Here is an 18,169-nt window from a genome sequence, read left to right on the forward strand (position 1 = left end):
ACCCCACGGCCGGTTCCACCCGAGCCGGGCGGGAGGTGGTGCGGGGTGTTCCTCGGCACGCACAGTCCCAGGCTCGACGACAAGGGCAGGCTGACGCTGCCGGCCAAGTACCGGGACGCGCTCGCGGAGGGTCTGATGGTCACCAAGGGCCAGGATCACTGCCTGTACGTCTTCCCCCGCGCGGAGTTCGAGGAGATGGCGCGCCGCGTCGCGCAGGCGCCGCTGACGAACGAGTCCGTCCGCGCCTACCAGCGCTACCTCTTCGCCGGCACGGACGAGCAGAAACCCGACGGGCAGGGCCGCATCGCCGTCGTCCCCGAACTGCGCCGCTACGCGAACCTCCGCAAGGACTGCGTCGTGATCGGCGCCATCACGCGACTCGAGATCTGGGACGCGCAGGCGTGGCAGACCTACCTCGACCAGCACGAGGACTCCTACGCCCAGGCGAGGGAGGAGGTCCTGCCCGGAATCTTCTGAGACGAACCGGGCAGGTTCGAGCAGAGCTGGGAATCGGGTGCGGTGAGGCCTCGGTCCGCTCGGCTGACGGCCCTGGCACACCTTCCCCGGTGCCAGGGCACTCGGGCGGGCGGGGACCTGACCGCACCCGATTCCGCCGTTTTCCGGACCCGGGGGCGAGCCGGGAGCGAAGATCCGGATGATGGGGCGCCGACGACGAAGGAGGAGGCCATGGGCGACGAGCCAACGGCCGTCCCCGGCGGTGCCGACACCGGCGTGGGGGACGACGACGGGACGGCGGCGGAGCGAGGCTCCGGCGGGGGGTACGGCCACGTCCCCGTGATGCTGGGCAGGGTGCGTGAACTCCTCGCACCGGCCCTGGCCGGCGAGCGACCGGTGGTCGTCGACGCCACCCTCGGGCTCGGCGGGCACACCGAGGCGCTGCTCACCGCCTTCCCCCAGCTGACCGTGGTCGGTCTCGACCGGGACCCGCAGGCGCTGGAACTCGCGGGAGAGCGGCTCCGCCCCTTCGGCGACCGGATCAGGCCGGTGCACGCGGTCTACGACGAACTCCCCGACGTGCTGGCGGAGCTGGGAACACCCCTGGTCCAGGGCGTGCTGTTCGACCTCGGGGTCTCCTCCCTCCAACTCGACGCCCGGGAGCGGGGCTTCGCCTACGCCCAGGACGCCCCGCTGGACATGCGGATGAACCAGGGCGCCGGTCCGAGCGCGGCGGACGTCCTCAACGACTACCCCAGCAAGGACCTCGTCCGCATCCTGCGCGAGTACGGCGAGGAGCGGTTCGCCAGCCGGATCGCCGCCGCCATCGTCAGGGAACGGGCCAAGGAACCCTTCACCACCAGCGGACGGCTGGTGCGGCTGCTCTACGACGTGGTGCCGGCCCCGGCCCGCCGCACCGGCGGGCATCCCGCGAAACGCACCTTCCAGGCCCTGCGCATCGAGGTCAACGCCGAGCTCGACGTCCTGCGCGCGGCGATCCCCGCCGCCGTGGACAGCCTCGCGGTGTCGGGTCGCCTCGTGGTGCTGTCCTACCACTCCCTGGAGGACCGCATCGTCAAGCGGGCGGTGGCGCCGCGCGCCGAGTCGAGCACACCGGCAGGGCTGCCGGTCGAACTTCCTGGACACGAGCCGGAGCTGCGCCTGCTGGTCAGGGGCGCCGAACAGGCCGGCGAGGACGAGATCCAGGAGAACCCGAGGGCGGCCTCGGTCCGCCTGCGGGCCGCCGAACGGATCCGGAAACCCAGGGGGACACGACCATGACCACCCGCACGCCCACCCGGGGCCGCCGCGAGCGGACCATCGGAACGCCCGTTCGCCAGGCGGGCGCGCGGAGCGAACCCCGACGGCGGGACGCTCCGAGCCCCCGGCGTCGTCGCCGGAGCGGGCTGGGTGGGCTGCTGGCCAGCTCGGGGAGCAAAGCCACCAAGGCTCCCTTCGTGCTCCTGGTGATGGCCCTGCTCAGCACCGGCCTCGTCGCCACCCTCTGGCTGTCGACCGCGGCGGGCGACGACGCCTACTACCTCGAGCAGTTGCAGTCCGACGTGGACTCGCTGACCGAGGAGACGGCGGCGATGCGCCAGGACATCGCCCGGCAGGAGGCGGCACCCGCCCTCGCCGAGCGAGCCCAACAGCTGGGACTGGTCGCGGCGCGGGATCCGGCCCGCCTCGTCGTCGAGCCGGACGACTCCGTGCGGGTCGTCGGCACCCCGTCCCCCGTGGAGGCGCCCGTCGCGGCGGCCGGTGGCAGTGCGGGGACGGACGAGGACAGCACGACCGGCGAGGAACGGGACGGCGCCGAGGACCAGGCCCCCGACGGGGACGCCGATCCGCCCGGCGGTGCGGCCGGGGGCACCGGGGATCCGACCGGCGCGGCGGGGGACGAGGCGGCCCAGGACACCTCCCGGGAGGAGGCCCCCGGCCACCAGCCCGGTCGCCCGGTCCTCGACGCGGCGGCTCGTGACCAGGCTGGGGAAGGGGGCGAGGACTGATGCCCTCGAGCACCCGCCGCCGCCCCACCAGGAGCTCGGGGCAGCTGAGGTCCTCCCGGCCGCGCGGGCCCTTCGACGCGCGGCAGCACAGCCTCCGGCTGCGGATCGCCCGGCTGGGACTCGCCATCGCGTTGCTCGCCGCCGGGGTCAAACTCGTCCAGGTCCAGACCTTCGAGGCCGCTGCCCTGTCCGAGCAGTCGTTGCGGCAACGCGAGGTCTCCCAGCGCATCCACGCCGAGCGCGGCGCGATCTACGACAGGGAGGGCAACCCGCTGGCGCTCAGCGGGGAGGCGCGGATGCTCACCGCGAGCCCGAACCAGATCGAGACCGACCGGGAGGAGCTGGGGGAGGACCCCGCCGAGTACAAGCGGACCATGGCCGCCTTCATCAAGGACGCGCTCGGGGACGCCGTCGACGAGGACACCCTGCGCGAGGCGTTGTCCCGGGACGCCAGGTTCACCTACCTCACCAGCAGGCCCATCGAACCGAGCAAGGCCGACGAGATCACCGCCGAGTACCCCGAGATCGCCACCGAGTACCGGGCGACCAGGACCTACCCGGGCGGGCACCTGGCCTCCAACATCCTGGGATTCGCCAACTGGCGCCTCGACCAGGACGAGCCGAGGGTGCTGGGCATGGCGCACCTGGAGAACTCGGAGAACACCCTGCTCGCCGGCCGCGACGGCGAACGCATCCTGAGCCTCGACCGGGCCAGGAACATCACCATCCCCGGGTCGACCCGCGTCATCGAGGAGGCCACCCCGGGCTCCAGCCTGGCGCTCACCCTCGACTCCGACCTCCAGTACGTGTTGCAGGACGAACTCGCCTCCTACGTCGCCGAGACCGGGGCCGAGAGCGGCAGCGCCGTCGTGCTGGACGCCAGGACGGCCGAGGTCTACGCCCTGGCGAACGACGTCAGCTTCGACCCCAACGACACCAGCGGCGCCACCCGGGACGAGATGGGCAACCCGGCGGTCACCCACGCCTTCGAACCCGGCTCGGTCGCCAAGGTGGTGGCCGCCGCCGGGGCCATCGAGGACGGCCACCTGCGTCCGGACAGCGTGCTCGACGTTCCGGGGAGCATCCAGGTCGCCGACCGGGTGATCAGGGACGCCTGGTCGCACAACGTCGAGCGGATGACGCTGACCGGGGTGCTGGCGCGTTCCTCCAACGTGGGAACCCTCATGGTGGCCGACCAGCTCGGCAGGGAACGGTTCGCCGAGATGCTCGGCCGCTTCGGCCTGGGAGAGCGTACCGGAGTCGGTCTTCCGGGGGAGAGCGCCGGTTATGTCCCCCCGCTCAACCAGTGGTCCGGCAGCACCTTCGGCAACCTGCCCATCGGCCAGGGCCTCAGTGTGACCGTGTTGCAGATGGCCGGCATGTACCAGGCGATCGCCAACGACGGGGTGCGGGTGCCGCCGAGGATCATCCAGGCGGAGATCTCCCCGGACGGCGAGCGACTCGACCGGCCCCGGCCGGAGGGGGTGCGGGTGGTCAGCCCGGAGACGGCCCGCACGGTCCGCGACATGCTGCGGGCGGTGGTCCAGGACGCCCCGGGGCAACGGGGGACCGGCACGGCGGCCGCGCTCCCCGGCTACCAGATCGCCGGCAAGACGGGCACCGCGCAGCAGATCGACCCCGAGTGCGGCTGCTACAGCCGGGAGGACCACTGGATCACCTTCGCGGGCATGGTGCCGGCCGAGGACCCCCAGTTCGTGGTGGCGGTCATGCTCAACCGGTTGGGCACCGAGCACAGCAGTTCGTCCGCGGCGCTGTTCCGGGAGATCGCCTCCTACCTGACCCAGCGGTACGAGATCCCCCTGTCGGAGGAGCCCAGTCCCGTGGCCGAGCTGACGCTGCGCTGAACCGCGGCGACGGCGCGCACCCGCCGGGTGGACCCGGGACCCGCCCCTCGGGGTTCCCGGTCCCGACGGGCGGATCCTGCCATCTGGCGGGAAGATCCAGGAGAGGAGCCGTGTGTCAAGGGGCCGGTGGCCCGTCGGTAGCCTTTCGCCCGTGTCCGTCCTCTCCAATCCGAAAGCAGCCATGGCCTCGTTGCGACCACACCGAGTAGAGCCGAGGTCAGTTGCCGAGCTCGCCAGTCTGGTGGCGGCCCGCCCACTGGCCGAGACGGGTACACCGTCCACTGCGGACACCGCTGCCGCGGTCGTCACCGGGGCCACCCTGCGCGCGCAGGAGGCCCGGCCCGGGGATCTCTTCGCCGCGCTGCCCGGCGGCCGGGCGCACGGCGCCGACTTCGCCGGCCAGGCGGTGGCGGCCGGCGCGGTCGCCATCCTGACCGACGAGGAGGGCGCCGCCCGCGCCACCGCCGCCGGCGGCTCCGTGCCGGTGCTGGTGCACCCCGACCCCCGGTCCGCGCTGGGCCCGCTCGCCGCCAGCATCTACGGCGACCCCTCCCAGTCCCTCCAGGTGATCGGCGTCACCGGCACGGCCGGGAAGACGACCACGACCTACCTGCTGGACGCGGGCCTGCGGGCGGCGGGGCTGACGACCGGCCTGGTGGGCACCGTCGAGACCCGTGTCGCCGGGGAACGGCTCGGCAGCGCCTTCACCACCCCTGAGGCCCCCGACCTCCAGGCGCTGTTCGCCGTGATGCTCGAACGCGGCGTCCGGTCGGTCTCGATGGAGGTCTCCAGCCACGCCCTCAGCCTCGGCCGGGTCGCCGGCACCCACTTCGCGGTCGGCGCGTTCACGAACCTCTCCCAGGACCACCTCGACTTCCACCCCGACCTGGAGCACTACTTCGCGGCCAAGGCGAAGCTGTTCGACGGCAGGGCGCGCCGCGAGGTCGTCTGCGTGGACGGCCCCTGGGGTGCCCGCCTGGTCCGGGACGGCACGGTGACCGTGTCGACCGGCGGCGGAGCGGCCACCTGGACGGCACGCGACGTGGAGGCGATGCCCAGCGGCGAACAGCGGTTCGAGGCCGTCGGCCCGGAGGGGATCGTCGCCAGGGTCTGGCTCCGCCTCCCCGGCTCATTCAACATCGCCAACGCACTGGTCGCCGCCGCGTGCCTCCACGAGGCCGGGGTACCCGTCGACGCCATCGAACGCGGCCTCGCCGCCGTCGACGTGCCCGGGCGCATGGAACGGGTCGCCCTCGGCCAGCCCTTCGTCGCCATGGTCGACTACTCGCACAAGCCGGCGGCGGTGGCCGCGATGCTCGACGCCGTCCGGGCCCAGACCCGGGGCCGGGTGATCACGGTCCTGGGCTGCGGCGGGGACCGGGACACCGGGAAGCGCCCCGCCATGGGCGAGACCGCCGCGCGGGGCAGCGACCTGCTGATCATCACCGACGACAACCCGCGCAGCGAGGACCCGGCCTCCATCCGCGCGGAGATGCTGCGGGGCGCCTACGACGTCCCCGACGTGCAGCGCGGGGACATCGTCGAGATCGGCGACCGTCGCGACGCCATCGTCGAGGCGGTCAGGCGGGCCGCCCCCGGCGACGTGCTCGTCGTGGCCGGCAAGGGCCACGAGACGGGGCAGGACGTCGCCGGCGTCGTCCACCCGTTCTCCGACCGGGAAGTACTCGCGGAGGCCATCGAGGCCCGCGCTGTTGAGGAGGCACGGTGATCAGGCTCAGCCTGGCTGAGATCGCCAGGGCCGTCGGTGGACGGCCGCACGGCTGCGAGGGCTCGGTCGAGGTGACCGGGTCGGTGGAGTTCGACTCCAGGAAGGTCGGGCCAGGCGGCCTGTTCGTGGCGCTGCCCGGGGAACGGGTCGACGGCCACGACTTCGCCGCGCGAGCCGTGAGCCAGGGAGCGGTGGCCGTACTGGCGGCCCACGAGGTCGACGCCCCCGCCATCATCGTCCCGCCGGTCGCCGCGGGCTCCGGCCCGAGCGGCAACCCCATGGTGCTGGCCGCGGACGTCGCGGGGGAGGGCGCGGCGGTCCTCGCCGCCCTGGCCGCCCTGGCCAGGGACGTCACCGACCGGCTGACGGCACCCGGTCGACCCGAGGGGAACCTGACGGTGGTGGGGATCACCGGGTCCTCCGGCAAGACCTCCACCAAGGACCTGGTGGCCCAGGTCCTGGGACCCCTCGGCCCGACCGTGGCGCCGCCCGGCTCGTTCAACAACGAGATCGGCCACCCCTGGACCGTGCTGCGCGCCGACGAGCGCACCCGGCACCTCGTCCTGGAGCTGTCGGCGCGGGGCGAGGGGCACATCGCGGCCCTGTGCGAGGCCGCCCCGCCCCGGATCGGGGTCGTGCTCAACGTGGGCAGCGCCCACCTCGGCGAGTTCGGCTCCCGGGAGGCGGTGGCCAGGGCCAAGGGAGAGCTGCCCGCCGCGTTGCCGTCCGCCGCCGAGGGTGGCGTCGCCGTGCTCAACGCCGACGACCCCCTGGTGGCGGCGATGGCGGAGCGGACGACCGCCCGGGTCGTCCGGGTCGGGCTCGCGCCCTCCGCCGACGTCCGGGCGGAGGACGTGGTCCTCGACGACCAGGCCAGGGCCAGCTTCCGGCTGGTGACACCGCGCGGATCGGCACCGGTGCGCCTCGGCCTGCACGGAGCCCACCAGGTCGGCAACGCCCTGGCCGCCGCGGCCGTCGCCCTCGAGTGCGGAGCCGAGGTCACCGACGTCGCGGCCTCGCTGTCCTCGGCGGTCCGCCGGTCCCCGAGGCGGATGGAGGTCACCGACCGCGCCGACGGGGTGACCGTCGTCAACGACTCCTACAACGCCAACCCGGAATCGGTCCGGGCGGCGTTGAAGACCCTCGCCACCATGGCGCGGGACGCCCCCGCCGGTCGACGTCGCAGCTGGGCTGTGCTGGGGCCGATGGGCGAGCTGGGCGAGGACTCCACCACCGCGCACGACGAGATCGGCCGGTTGGCGGTGCGGCTGGACATCAGCCGCCTGGTTGTAGTCGGTGAGGAGGCCCGCCCCATGTACCAGGGCGCGTGCCTGGAAGGTTCCTGGGGCGAGGAGGCGGTACTGGTGCCCGACGTCGGATCGGCGGCGCGGCTCCTGGAGGAGGAGCTGCGGCCGGGTGACGTGGTCCTGGTGAAGGCGTCGAAGGTCGCCGAGCTGTGGCGGGTCGCCGAGAGCCTGCTGGCCGGTGAGCGTGGCGGCGCCGCGGGAGGTGCCGCGTGAGAGCGATCCTCATCGCGGCCGCCGTCGCGCTGGCCGTCTCCATCCTCCTCACCCCCTACCTGATCCGGCTGTTCTCCAAGCAGGGCTTCGGCCAGGAGATCCGGGAGGAGGGCCCGCAGAGCCACCAGAGCAAGCGCGGCACGCCCACCATGGGTGGCGTCGCGATCCTCGTGGCCATCTGGGCCGGGTACTTCGTCACCCACCTGACGGTCGGCGACGGCCCCACCGCGTCCGGTCTGATCGTCCTGCTGCTCACCTCGGTCCTCGGACTCGTCGGGTTCCTCGACGACTTCCTCAAGATCCGCAAGCAGCGCAACCTCGGTCTCAACAAGACGGCGAAGCTGGTCGGGCAGTTCGTCGCGGCCATCTCCTTCGCCGTGCTGGCCGTCAACTTCCCCAACTCGGACGGGCTGACCCCGGCGTCGACCCACCTGTCGTTCCTGCGCGACTTCGCCGCCATCTCCTTCGGCGTCGTCGGGTTCATCGTGTTCTGCAACCTGGCCGTCATGGCCTGGTCCAACGCGGTGAACCTCACCGACGGCCTCGACGGTCTCGCGGGTGGCACGGCGGCGATGGTGTTGGCCAGCTACGTGCTGATCACCTTCTGGCAGTTCCGCTACGACTGCGGGCTGCGGGACACCGCGGGCTGCTACGCCGTCCGTGACCCGCTGGACCTCTCGATCCTCGCCGCCGCGGCGATGGCGGGCTGCATCGGCTTCCTGTGGTGGAACGCCGCGCCCGCGAAGATCTTCATGGGCGACACCGGGTCGCTGGCCCTCGGTGGTCTGCTCGCCGGTCTGTCCATCACCACCAAGACCGAACTCCTCATGGTCATCATCGGTGGTGTGTTCGTCGTCGAGGCGGCCTCGGTCAGCCTCCAGGTGCTGGTCTTCCGGACGACGAAGAAACGGATCTTCCGAATGGCCCCGTTCCACCACCACTTCGAACTGGGAGGTTGGGCGGAGACCACCGTCATCATCCGGTTCTGGCTGATGGCGGGGGTGACCTGCCTGTTCGGGCTCGGCGTGTTCTACAGCGACTGGGCCGTGGAGTTCGGTCTCACCCCTTAGCCGGGCAGGTGAGACCCGAGACCGTTCGAGGAAGTGGGAGAGGCAGTGGACGCAACCGCCCTCGCCGGGAGGCGCGTGCTGGTGACCGGAGCCGGGGTCTCCGGGGTGTCGGCGGCCAGGGCGCTGGTGGCGGTCGGGGCCGAGGTGACGGTGGCGGACGGGTCGGAGCGGCGGTTGGCCGAGCTCGACCTCCCCGGGGTCGACACCCTGGCGGGCGCCGCCCGGCCACCCGAGGGGACCGAGCTCGTCGTCACCAGCCCCGGGTGGCGGCCCGACAGCCCACTGCTGACCGCGGCGGCCGCCGAGGGCATCGAGGTCGTCGGCGAGGTGGAACTCGCCTGGTGGATCGACCAGGCCAGGCCGGCCGGCCCGGCGACCTGGCTCGCGGTGACGGGGACCAACGGCAAGACCACCACCGTGGGCATGCTGGAGGCGATGCTGCGGGCCGCCGGGATCGACGCCGTCGCCTGCGGGAACGTCGGACTCCCGGTGGTGGACGCCGTGCTGGCCGGCCACCGGGTCCTCGCCGTCGAGCTGTCCAGCTTCCAACTCCACTGGTCGCCCTCGGTGCGGCCGGCGGCGGGGGCCGTGCTCAACATCGCCGAGGACCACCTCGACTGGCACGGGTCCCTCGCCGCCTACATGGCGGCCAAGGCGCGACTGCTCACCGGTGACGTCGCGATCGCCGGCGTGGACAACGAGCTCGCCGCGCGGATGCTCGCCGAGTCCCCCGCCCGCCGCCGTGTCGCCGCGCGGCTGGGGGAACCCGCGCCCGGCGAGTTCGGGGTGTCGCGAGGGCGCCTGGTCGACCGCGCCTTCGCCGCCAGCCCGGACGCGACCGCCGCCGAACAGGGACCGGGACCCGACGACGGCGAGGGCTCCGGCACCGTGGTGCTGGCCGAGGTCGAGGACGTCCACCCCTCGGGGCCGCCCGGTGTCACCGACGCGTTGGTGGCCGCCGCGCTGGCCAGGGCGCACGGTCTCGCCCCGGCGGCCGTGCGCGCCGGCCTTCGGGAGTTCCAGCCGGGGGCGCACCGCTCGGTGGTGGTGGCCAGGGTCGCCGGGCTCACCTTCGTCGACGACTCCAAGGCCACCAACCCGCACGCGGCCGCGGCCTCGCTCCTCGGGCACGACCGCGTGGTGTGGTTGGCCGGCGGTCTGCTCAAGGGCGCGTCCGTCGACGACCTGGTCCGGGAGGCCCGGACCAGGCTGGCCGGCGTGGTGCTCTTCGGCGCGGATCGCGACGTCTTCGCGGCGGCCCTCGCACGACACGCGCCCGAGGTCCCGGTTCGTACCGTCCTTTCGGGTGACGATAGTGCGATGGCGCGGGTGGTGACGGTGGCCAGGGAACTGGCCGGCGACGAGGAGACCGTGGTGCTGCTGGCTCCCGCGGCGGCCTCGATGGACATGTTCACCGACTACCGGCAGCGGGGTGACCGCTTCGTCGAGGCGGTGGAGTCCCTCGTCGCCGGGAAACCCGCCGGTGATCCGGGCCGGCCGGGACGGGCACCCGCCGCTGGAGGCGGTGGCGCCGGGCGGCGAGGGGCGCGGTGAGCACCACCACCACCGGCGGACGGGCGAAGTCGACGCGGTCCATCGACCGGCTCAGCGGCTTCGCGCTGCTCCGCAGCCTGTGGAGCGCGTGGCTGACCCGCCCGTTGACGTCGTTCCACCTGGTCCTGGCGGTCTTCGGGCTGCTCACCGCGTTCGGTCTCGTGATGGTGCTCTCCGCCTCCGCGCAGGACTCCATCCAGACCTACGGCTCCCCGTACCGGATCTTCCTCTCCCAGCTCGGGTACGTCGCCGTCGGGCTGGTGCTGTTCTACCTGGCCCTGAGGACCCCGCCCCGGCTCATCCGGCAGGTCAGCCTGCCGCTGCTGGTCATGTGCGTCGTCCTGCTGGTGCTGGTGCTCACCCCGCTCGGCTCCACCGGGGGCGGGGCGCAGAGCTGGTTCCGGCTCGGTCCCGTCGGGTTCCAGCCCGTCGAGGCCGCCAAGGTCGCCTTCGGCCTGTGGGGCGCCCACGTGTTGGCCACCAAACGCGCCATGCTCAGCCAGTGGCGGCACGTCCTGGTGCCGGTGGTCCCGGTGGCCCTGGTGATGTTCGCCCTCGTCATGCTCCAGCCCGACCTCGGCAGCACCGTCACGCTCGGAATCGTGCTGATGGGACTGCTCTGGTTCGCCGGTGCGTCGATGCGGCTGTTCGCCATCCTGGTGCTGGCCTTCGTCAGCGGGGCGATCGTGCTGGCCCTCACGGCGGGCTACCGGCTGGCGAGGATCACCTCGTTCCTCGGCGACGGCGACGACCACCTCGACGCCGGGTACCAGGCGCGCCAGGCGTTGTACGCGTTGGCGGACGGCGGGCTCTTCGGCCAGGGACTCGGGCAGGGCAGCACCAAGTGGTCCTACCTGCCGATGGTGCACAACGACTTCATCTTCGCCGTGGTCGGGGAGGAACTCGGGTTCGTCGGAGCGGTGCTGCTGCTGTGCCTGTTCGGCACCCTCGGCTACGTGGGCCTGCGCATCGCGGCCCGCAACACCGACCCGTGGATGCGCCTGGTGGCCAGTTCCCTGACCGTGTGGCTGGTGGGGCAGGCCGCGATCAACGTGGGCTACGTCGTCGGTCTCCTCCCCGTGACGGGGCTCCCCCTCCCGATGATCTCCTCGGGGGGCAGTGCGACGGTGACGACCATGGTCGTGTTCGGCATACTGGCCAACCTGGCCCGGCACGAACCGGAGGCCGTCGCCGCGTTGCGGGCCCAGCGCAGCACCCGGGTGAGCCGGTGGCTCCGGCTCCCCCTGCCCGACCCCTACCGGCCCCCCGCCGGTCGTCGCCGACCGGTCGGGCCGTCAGCCCCACCCCGGCGGACCGGCCAGAACACCGCGGCCCGGCGCGGCGGCGGCGCCCCGGCCACGGCGGGCCGCCGGCGGGTCAACCCGGCGAGGAACACCGGAGGCGGACCCCGGCAACGGGGACGCCGGTCGCCCTGACCGGGTCACCACCGGGCTGGGCGGAGGAGAACCGGACGAACGCCCGGCCACACCAGACGACGGACGACGCGAACACGACACACACGAGAAGGACGTGCGCCGGCGCACCACCGCGACCAGCAGGGCGCGGCGGTGGACGCGCACGTCGGACGAGGACACCGGAGCCGGTGAGGGCCCGGTCGGAACGGGGAGGTCATTGTTGAGCGGTCAGGGCGGTCCTGGTGGTCCAGAGATGCCTCCGTACGGGGCCGGTGACCGGCGGCCCGGACACCACCCGGGGGCGGAACCGGCCCGCGCCGGGCTGTGCGTGGTGGTGGCCGGCGGCGGCACCGCCGGCCACATCGAGCCGGCGCTGGCGTTAGCGGACGCCGTCCGGCGCCTCGACCCGACGGCACGGGTCGTGGCCCTGGGCACCGAACGAGGACTCGAGAACAAGATCATCCCCGCGCGGGGGTACCCGCTCGAGCTCATCCCCCCGGTGCCGATGCCCCGCAAGCCCAGCCCGGACATGCTGAAGCTCCCCCTGCGCGTCCGGGACTCGGTGCGGCGCACCAAGGAGGTGCTCACCCGGGTCGGGGCCAACGTCGTCGTCGGCTTCGGGGGTTACGTCTCGCTGCCCGCCTACCTGGCGGCACGCGGACGCGTCCCCATCGTCGTCCACGAGGCCAACGCCCGTTCCGGCCTGGCGAACAAGGTCGGCGCCCGGTTCGCGACCAAGATCGCGGCGGCGGTCCCGGGCAGCGGCCTGCCCAACGCCGAGGTGGTCGGCATCCCGCTGCGCGAGTCCATCACGTCCCTCGACAGGGCGGCGCTGCGCGCCCACGCCCGGCAGCACTTCGGGCTGCACCCCACCGCTCCCACCCTGCTGGTCACCGGTGGCTCGCAGGGGGCGCGGTCGCTGAACACCGCCGTGGCCGGGGCCGCGGGGGAACTGGCCAGGGCCGGGATCGGCGTCCTGCACGCGTACGGCCAGAAGAACACCCTGGCGGTGCAGTCGGTGCCCGGCGCCGCGCCCTACGTGGCCGTCCCCTACCTGGAGCGCATGGACCTGGCGCTGGCCGCGGCCGACATGGTGCTCTGCCGCTCCGGCGCCATGACCGTCGCCGAGATCTCCGCGGTGGGCCTGCCCGCCGTCTTCGTCCCCCTGCCGCACGGCAACGGCGAGCAGGCGCTCAACGCCAGGCCCCTGGTGGACGCTGGCGGGGGACTCCTCGTCGCCGACGAGGACCTCACGAGCCAGAAGGTGGCCGAGACCGTCGTCCCGCTGTTGCTCGACGGCCACCGGCTCGCCACGATGTCGAGTGCGGCGCAGGGCTTCGGCCACCGGGAAGCCGCCGTGAAGCTGGCCAACATGGTGCTGGAGGTGGCACGCCGGTGACGGGCGGAGGCAGGGACGGGCGGCAGGACCCGACCCGGGAGGGGGGACCGCTGTCCCGGGTGCACCTCGTCGGGATCGGCGGGGCCGGGATGAGCGGTATCGCGCGCATCCTGCTGGCCAGGGGCGCGGAGGTGTCCGGCTCGGACGCCAGGGACTCGCGGACGGTGCTGGCGCTGCGCGCGCAGGGAGCACGGGTCGGCGTGGGCCACGACGCCGCCCACCTCGACCAGTTCGAGGCGGACCCGACGGCCGTGGTCGTCTCCACGGCGATCCGGGAGGACAACCCGGAGCTGGCGGAGGCCCGCCGCCGCGGCCTGCGCGTCGTCCGGCGGGCGGAGGCGCTGGCCGAGCTGATGCGCGGTCACCGGGTGGTGTGCGTGGCGGGCACGCACGGCAAGACCTCCACCACCTCGATGCTCACCGTCGCCCTGCAACGGTGCCGCGTCGACCCGTCCTTCGCCATCGGGGGCGACCTCAACGAGTCGGGCGCGAACGCCCACCACGGCACCGGCGGGATCTTCGTCGCCGAGGCGGACGAGAGTGACGGATCGTTCCTGGTGTTCGAGCCGTCGGTGGCGGTCGTGACCAACGTGGAGGCCGACCACCTCGACCACCACGGGACCGAGGCCGCCTACGTCGCGGTCTTCGACGAGTTCGTCGACCGCATCCCCGCCGACGGGGTCCTCATCGTCTGCCAGGACGACCCCGGCGCCGCGGCGCTCGGGGACCGCGCGGCGGCCAGGGGGGTCCGGGTCCGCCGTTACGGGTCCGCCGTGACGGCCCCAGGCGATGCCAGGATCCTGGGCCACCGCCCGGACGAGGTGGGCGGGGTGACCACCGTGGAGGTCCTGGGTGACACCGCCGGTGCCCCGGCCACCCCGGCCGGCGGGGACGGCGCGGCCGCCGACGGCGGTCAGGTCGGTCCGGAGGGGCCGGCGGAGCCGGCGGGCCGCCGCCTGGACGTCCGGTTGGCCGTCCCCGGGGAGCACATGGGGTCCAACGCGGTCGCCGCGCTCCTCGCCGGGATGGAGGCCGGTGGCCCGGAGGAGGACCTGCTGGCGGGGCTGGCCGGGTTCCGGGGGGTGCGCCGCAGGTTCGAGTTCAAGGGCGAGAGCGCCGGGGTCCGCGTCTACGACGACTACGCCCACCACCCCACCGAGGTGCGCGCGCAACTGGAGGCGGTGCGGGGCGTGGCGGGCCAGGGCCGGCTCGTCGTCGTCTTCCAGCCGCACCTGTACTCCAGGACCGAGCGGTTCGCACCCGAGTTCGGGACCGCGCTCGGTCTGGCCGACGAGGTGTTCGTCCTCGACGTGTTTGGCGCGAGGGAGGAACCCAGGCCCGGGGTGACCGGCGCGCTGATCGCCGAGGCCGTGCCCCTCCCACCGGAACACGTCCACTACGAACCCTCGTTCGACCGGGTGCCGGCGCAGGTGGCGAACCTCACGCGTCCGGGCGACCTGGTGATCACGATGGGCGCCGGCGACGTCACGATGCTCGGCCCCGAGGTGATCGACGCGCTCAGGCTGGGCGGCGCGGGAACGGACCGGTAGTGGCGGCGGCGGGTGGGCGCGGCGGGCGGGGGAGCGGTTCCGCCCGCGGCAGGGGCGGCACGAGCACGCGGCGGCCGCGTGACCGGCGCGGCGGGCGGTCCGAGACCACCCGCCGCCACGTGCCCCGCCGTCCCGGCACGCGCCGGAACGCCACCCGTCGCCCCCGTCGCCGCCTCCGGCTCCGGAGCCTGCTGACCCCGCGGGGGCTGGCGATCGTGTTGCTGCTCGGCCTGACCTCCGCGGCCGTGCTGCTGTACACCCCGGTGCTGCCCCTGCGGACCGTCGAGGTGGAGGGGCTGGACGAACTCACCCGGCAGGAGGTCCTCGCGGCGGCCGCCATCGAGTCCGACGTCCCGATCCTGCGGCTGGACACCAGCGGGATCGAGGCGCGGATCGGGGACATCCCCCGGGTCGCGGAGGTGTCCGTGCGCCGGTCCTGGCCGGACACGGCCGTGATCTCGGTGACGGAGCGCGCACCCGAGGCCGTGGTGCGGCAGGACGACGGCCTCTGGCTGGTGGATCGCACCGGGCGTCCCTACGCGCGGGTCGCCGACCAGCCCGCCGAGGTGCCCGTCCTCGACGTGGCGAACCCCGGGGTGGGTGACGAGCCGACGTTGGCTGGCCTCCGGGTGCTGGAGACGCTGCCCCCCGAGGTCGCTCGCGAGGTGCTCGCCGTGGCCGTTCCCACCGCCACCGACATCCGGCTCCGGCTCAGCCTGGGCCGGGAGGCGCGCTGGGGCGACACCCGGGACTCCGAGCGGAAGGCCGCGACCCTGGCCGCGCTGCTGACCCAGGACGGCGAGGTCTACGACGTTCGCGCCCCGGAGCTCCCGACGGTCAGCTGACCCCCTTGCCGCCCCCGCGGCGCCGTGCGACGGCGGTGGGCCCAGGCGCCGAGGGGAGACGAGAATCGGTGCGTCAGGATGACGATCACCACCCGACGCGGAAGGATCAGCACATGGTCAAGCTCGGATACAAGGCGTCCGCGGAACAGTTCGGCCCCCGACAGCTGCTGGAGTTCGGGGTGCTCGCCGAGCAGGCTGGTTTCGACAGCGTCATGGTCAGCGATCACTTCCAACCCTGGAAGCACACCGACGGCCACGCCCCCTACTCCTTCGCCTGGCTGGGCGCGCTCGGCGAACGCACATCGCGGATCACGATCGGTACCAGCGTCCTGACGCCGACCTTCCGCTACCACCCCTCGGTCGTCGCGCAGGCCGTCGCCACGCTAGGGGTCCTGTTCCCGGGCCGGGTACTGCTCGGGGTCGGGACGGGGGAGTCCCTCAACGAGGTGCCGGCGACGGCGATGGAGTGGCCCGAGTACCGCGAACGGCTGGGGCGGTTCCGCGAGGCCGTCGACCTCATCGAGAAGCTGTGGCGCGAGGACTTCGTCACCTACGAGGGCGAGTACTACCAGACCTCCAACGCGACGATCTACGACAAGCCCGACGCGCCCCTGCCCGTCTACCTCGCCGCCGGCGGGCCCAGGATGGCCCGGTACGCCGGCCGCACCGCCCAGGGCATGATCTGCACCAGTGGCAAGGGCGAGGAGCTGTACCGCGACTCGCTGCTGCCCGCCCTCGTGGAGGGCGCCGTCAAGGCCAGCCGGGACCCCCGGGACATCGAGCGGATGATCGAGGTGAAGGTCTCCTTCGACACCGACCACGAGCGGGCGCTGTCGGACACCAGGAACTGGGCCGCGCTCGGCCTGCCCGCCGAGTCCAAGGTCGGCGTCGAGGACCCCCGGGAGATGGAGCGGCTCGCCGACTCGCTCACCACCGAGGAGGCGGCGAAGCGCTGGATCGTCTCCAGCGACGCCGACGAGCACGTCGAGATGATCCGCCGCTACGTCGACCTCGGGTTCACGCACCTGGTGTTCCACGCCCCCGGCGATGACCAGGCACGGTTCATGGAGCTCTACGCGGAGCGGGTGCTGCCCCGGCTGCGGGACCTGACCCCCGGGCCCCTCCCGGCGCCGGCCAGCGACTGATGGAGCCGGCGACCGGGATCCCCACCAGGCCACGTGGCCGGGGCCCCGGCCGACAGGACCCGGGGACGGCAGGACGGCCCCGGTCGCGCGCCGGGACACGATGAGGAGGGTGTGATGGCCGAGGCCCTGCTCGGTGTCGACCTGGGCACGAGTGGCGTGAAGGCACTGGTGGTCGCGCTGGACGGCGCGGTGCTCGGCGAGGCGGTCGTCGAGTACCCCGTCCGACGGCCCGCCCCCGGTGCCGCCGAGGGGGACCCCGAGGAGTGGTGGCGGGCGACCGCGACGGCAGTCCGGAGCGCGGTGAGCCGCGCGGGCCCCGGCACGCGCGTCCTCGGGGTCGGCCTGGCCGGCCAGATGCACGGCGTGGTGCTCACCGGGCCCGGCGGCCGCCCCACCCGACCGGCGGTCCTCTGGCCGGACCAGCGGGCGCTGTCGGTGCTGGACCGGTGGAACGAACTGCCCACCTCGCTCCGGGTGCGGCTCGCCAACCCGGTGGTACCCGGCATGGCCGGTCCGCTGGTGGACTGGCTCACGACGGTGGAACCCGACGCGGTCGCGGCCGCCGAGTGGGTGCTGTCCCCCAAGGACTGGCTGCGGCTGCGGATGGTGGGTCGGGCGGCCACCGACCCGTCCGACGCGTCCGCGACCCTGCTCTGGGACATCCCCGCCGACCGGTGGTGCGAGGCAGTCCTGCGCGCGCAGGACCTCCGGGAGGATCTGCTGCCCCTGGTGTCGCGTTCGGCCGAGATCGCCGGGGAGCTCGGTGCCGAGGTCGCGGACGAACTCGGCCTGCGGGCCGGAACCCCGGTCGCGGTCGGCGCGGCCGACACCGCCGCCGGGCTGTTGGCCACCGGGCCCGCCCCAGGGGAGGTGCAGCTCACCGTCGGCACCGGGGCCCAGCTGGTGCGCCTGGTCGACGACACCTCACCCGCCTCGGAGGACGCCGTCGGTGCCGGCCGGCCGGTGGTCCACCGCTACCGCCGGGCGGAGGACACCGGCTGGTACTGGATGGCCGCCGTCCAGAACGCCGGGCTCGCCCTCGACTGGGTGCGCGCGGTGGTGCGGGCCGACCGGGAGGAACTGGCCGACGCCGCGCGCCACGGTTCCAGCGGCGGGGTCCTCTTCGTCCCTCACCTGACCGGGGAGCGCACCCCGCTGGTCGACCCCACCGCCACGGCCTCCCTGCGCGGTCTCCGACTGGACCACGACCGGCGGACCGTGCTGACCGCCGCCATCGAGGGCGTCGCCTTCGCGGTGCGCCACGCCGCCGGGGAGCTGCCCGGGCCGGCTCCGGACGCCCTGCGGCTGACGGGCGGGGGGCTCACCGAACCGGCGGTGCGGCAACTGGTCGCCGACGTGCTCGGCGTGCCCCTGCGGCCCGTCGAGGTGCGCAGCGCCGCCGCCGTCGGAGCGGCCCACCTCGCCGCCGGGGCACTCGGTCTGCCGTCACCCCCGGTGGCGGAGTCCGTCGGGGAGACAGTGCTCCCCGGCCCCCGGGCCGAGGAGCTCGCCGAGGGCTTCGCCCGGTACCGGGAGGCCGTCGAGCCTCCCGACGAGGACGATCACCACCACTGACGCCGGAGGACGTCGGCGTTCCGGGTGGCGAGCGGTG

14 protein-coding genes are annotated in these 18,169 nt (G+C 73.9%); all 14 read left to right on the forward strand.

Annotation, left to right across the window (positions count from 1 at the left end; all coding sequences use genetic code 11):
- Positions 1–45 precede the first annotated feature (45 nt).
- The 14 genes from mraZ (at position 46) to C1701_RS20100 (ending at position 18,132) form a co-directional block, all read left to right on the forward strand.
- Positions 46–477, forward strand: a complete 432-nt coding sequence (gene mraZ / locus C1701_RS20035; protein WP_026420008.1) for a division/cell wall cluster transcriptional repressor MraZ — start codon at positions 46–48, stop codon at positions 475–477.
- Positions 478–687: 210 nt separating this feature from the next.
- Entirely contained in the window at positions 688–1,737 is a 1,050-nt protein-coding gene (gene rsmH, locus C1701_RS20040; protein WP_272480996.1) for a 16S rRNA (cytosine(1402)-N(4))-methyltransferase RsmH, read from the forward strand.
- The gene (locus tag C1701_RS20045) at positions 1,734–2,465 is read left to right on the forward strand and encodes a hypothetical protein (RefSeq protein WP_051314226.1); all 732 of its coding nucleotides are present in this window, start codon (positions 1,734–1,736) and stop codon (positions 2,463–2,465) included. Before rsmH ends, C1701_RS20045 begins: the two co-directional genes overlap by 4 nt.
- Positions 2,465–4,330: a peptidoglycan D,D-transpeptidase FtsI family protein gene (locus C1701_RS20050; RefSeq protein ID WP_026420010.1), complete on the forward strand. Its 1,866-nt coding sequence runs from the start codon at positions 2,465–2,467 to the stop codon at positions 4,328–4,330. The genes C1701_RS20045 and C1701_RS20050 overlap by 1 nt, the downstream gene beginning before the upstream one ends.
- Positions 4,331–4,511: 181 nt before the next feature.
- Entirely contained in the window at positions 4,512–6,059 is a 1,548-nt protein-coding gene (locus C1701_RS20055; RefSeq protein ID WP_337662308.1) for a UDP-N-acetylmuramoyl-L-alanyl-D-glutamate--2,6-diaminopimelate ligase, read from the forward strand.
- Positions 6,056–7,579: a UDP-N-acetylmuramoyl-tripeptide--D-alanyl-D-alanine ligase gene (locus C1701_RS20060; protein WP_026420012.1), complete on the forward strand. Its 1,524-nt coding sequence runs from the start codon at positions 6,056–6,058 to the stop codon at positions 7,577–7,579. The genes C1701_RS20055 and C1701_RS20060 overlap by 4 nt, the downstream gene beginning before the upstream one ends.
- Positions 7,576–8,649 carry a phospho-N-acetylmuramoyl-pentapeptide-transferase gene (mraY, locus tag C1701_RS20065; protein WP_026420013.1) on the forward strand — a complete coding sequence of 358 codons (1,074 nt, stop codon included), beginning with the start codon at positions 7,576–7,578 and terminating at the stop codon, positions 8,647–8,649. The genes C1701_RS20060 and mraY overlap by 4 nt, the downstream gene beginning before the upstream one ends.
- A gap of 45 nt (positions 8,650–8,694) precedes the next feature.
- Complete coding sequence (gene murD / locus C1701_RS20070; protein ID WP_103056432.1) at positions 8,695–10,203, forward strand: UDP-N-acetylmuramoyl-L-alanine--D-glutamate ligase; 1,509 nt, start codon at positions 8,695–8,697, stop codon at positions 10,201–10,203.
- Positions 10,200–11,639 (forward strand): putative lipid II flippase FtsW, encoded by a 1,440-nt coding sequence (ftsW, locus tag C1701_RS20075; RefSeq protein WP_443098127.1) that lies wholly within the window; start codon positions 10,200–10,202, stop codon positions 11,637–11,639. The genes murD and ftsW overlap by 4 nt, the downstream gene beginning before the upstream one ends.
- A gap of 232 nt (positions 11,640–11,871) precedes the next feature.
- Entirely contained in the window at positions 11,872–13,017 is a 1,146-nt protein-coding gene (murG, locus tag C1701_RS20080) for an undecaprenyldiphospho-muramoylpentapeptide beta-N-acetylglucosaminyltransferase (RefSeq protein ID WP_245588907.1), read from the forward strand.
- A gap of 89 nt (positions 13,018–13,106) precedes the next feature.
- Positions 13,107–14,567: a UDP-N-acetylmuramate--L-alanine ligase gene (gene murC / locus C1701_RS20085; RefSeq protein WP_245588921.1), complete on the forward strand. Its 1,461-nt coding sequence runs from the start codon at positions 13,107–13,109 to the stop codon at positions 14,565–14,567.
- A gap of 119 nt (positions 14,568–14,686) precedes the next feature.
- On the forward strand, positions 14,687–15,412 hold the full coding sequence (locus C1701_RS20090) for a cell division protein FtsQ/DivIB (protein WP_026420018.1): 726 nt from the start codon (positions 14,687–14,689) through the stop codon (positions 15,410–15,412).
- 113 nt (positions 15,413–15,525) lie between these two features.
- Positions 15,526–16,557, forward strand: coding sequence for a glucose-6-phosphate dehydrogenase (coenzyme-F420) (fgd, locus tag C1701_RS20095; RefSeq protein WP_035274805.1), 1,032 nt, complete (start codon positions 15,526–15,528; stop codon positions 16,555–16,557).
- Positions 16,558–16,671: 114 nt separating this feature from the next.
- Positions 16,672–18,132, forward strand: a complete 1,461-nt coding sequence (locus tag C1701_RS20100; protein WP_051314229.1) for a xylulokinase — start codon at positions 16,672–16,674, stop codon at positions 18,130–18,132.
- The last annotated feature ends 37 nt before the right edge of the window (positions 18,133–18,169 follow it).

The sequence above is a fragment of the Actinoalloteichus sp. AHMU CJ021 genome (assembly GCF_002895405.1).
GTDB classification, from domain to species: Bacteria; Actinomycetota; Actinomycetes; order Mycobacteriales; family Pseudonocardiaceae; genus Actinoalloteichus_B; species Actinoalloteichus_B caeruleus.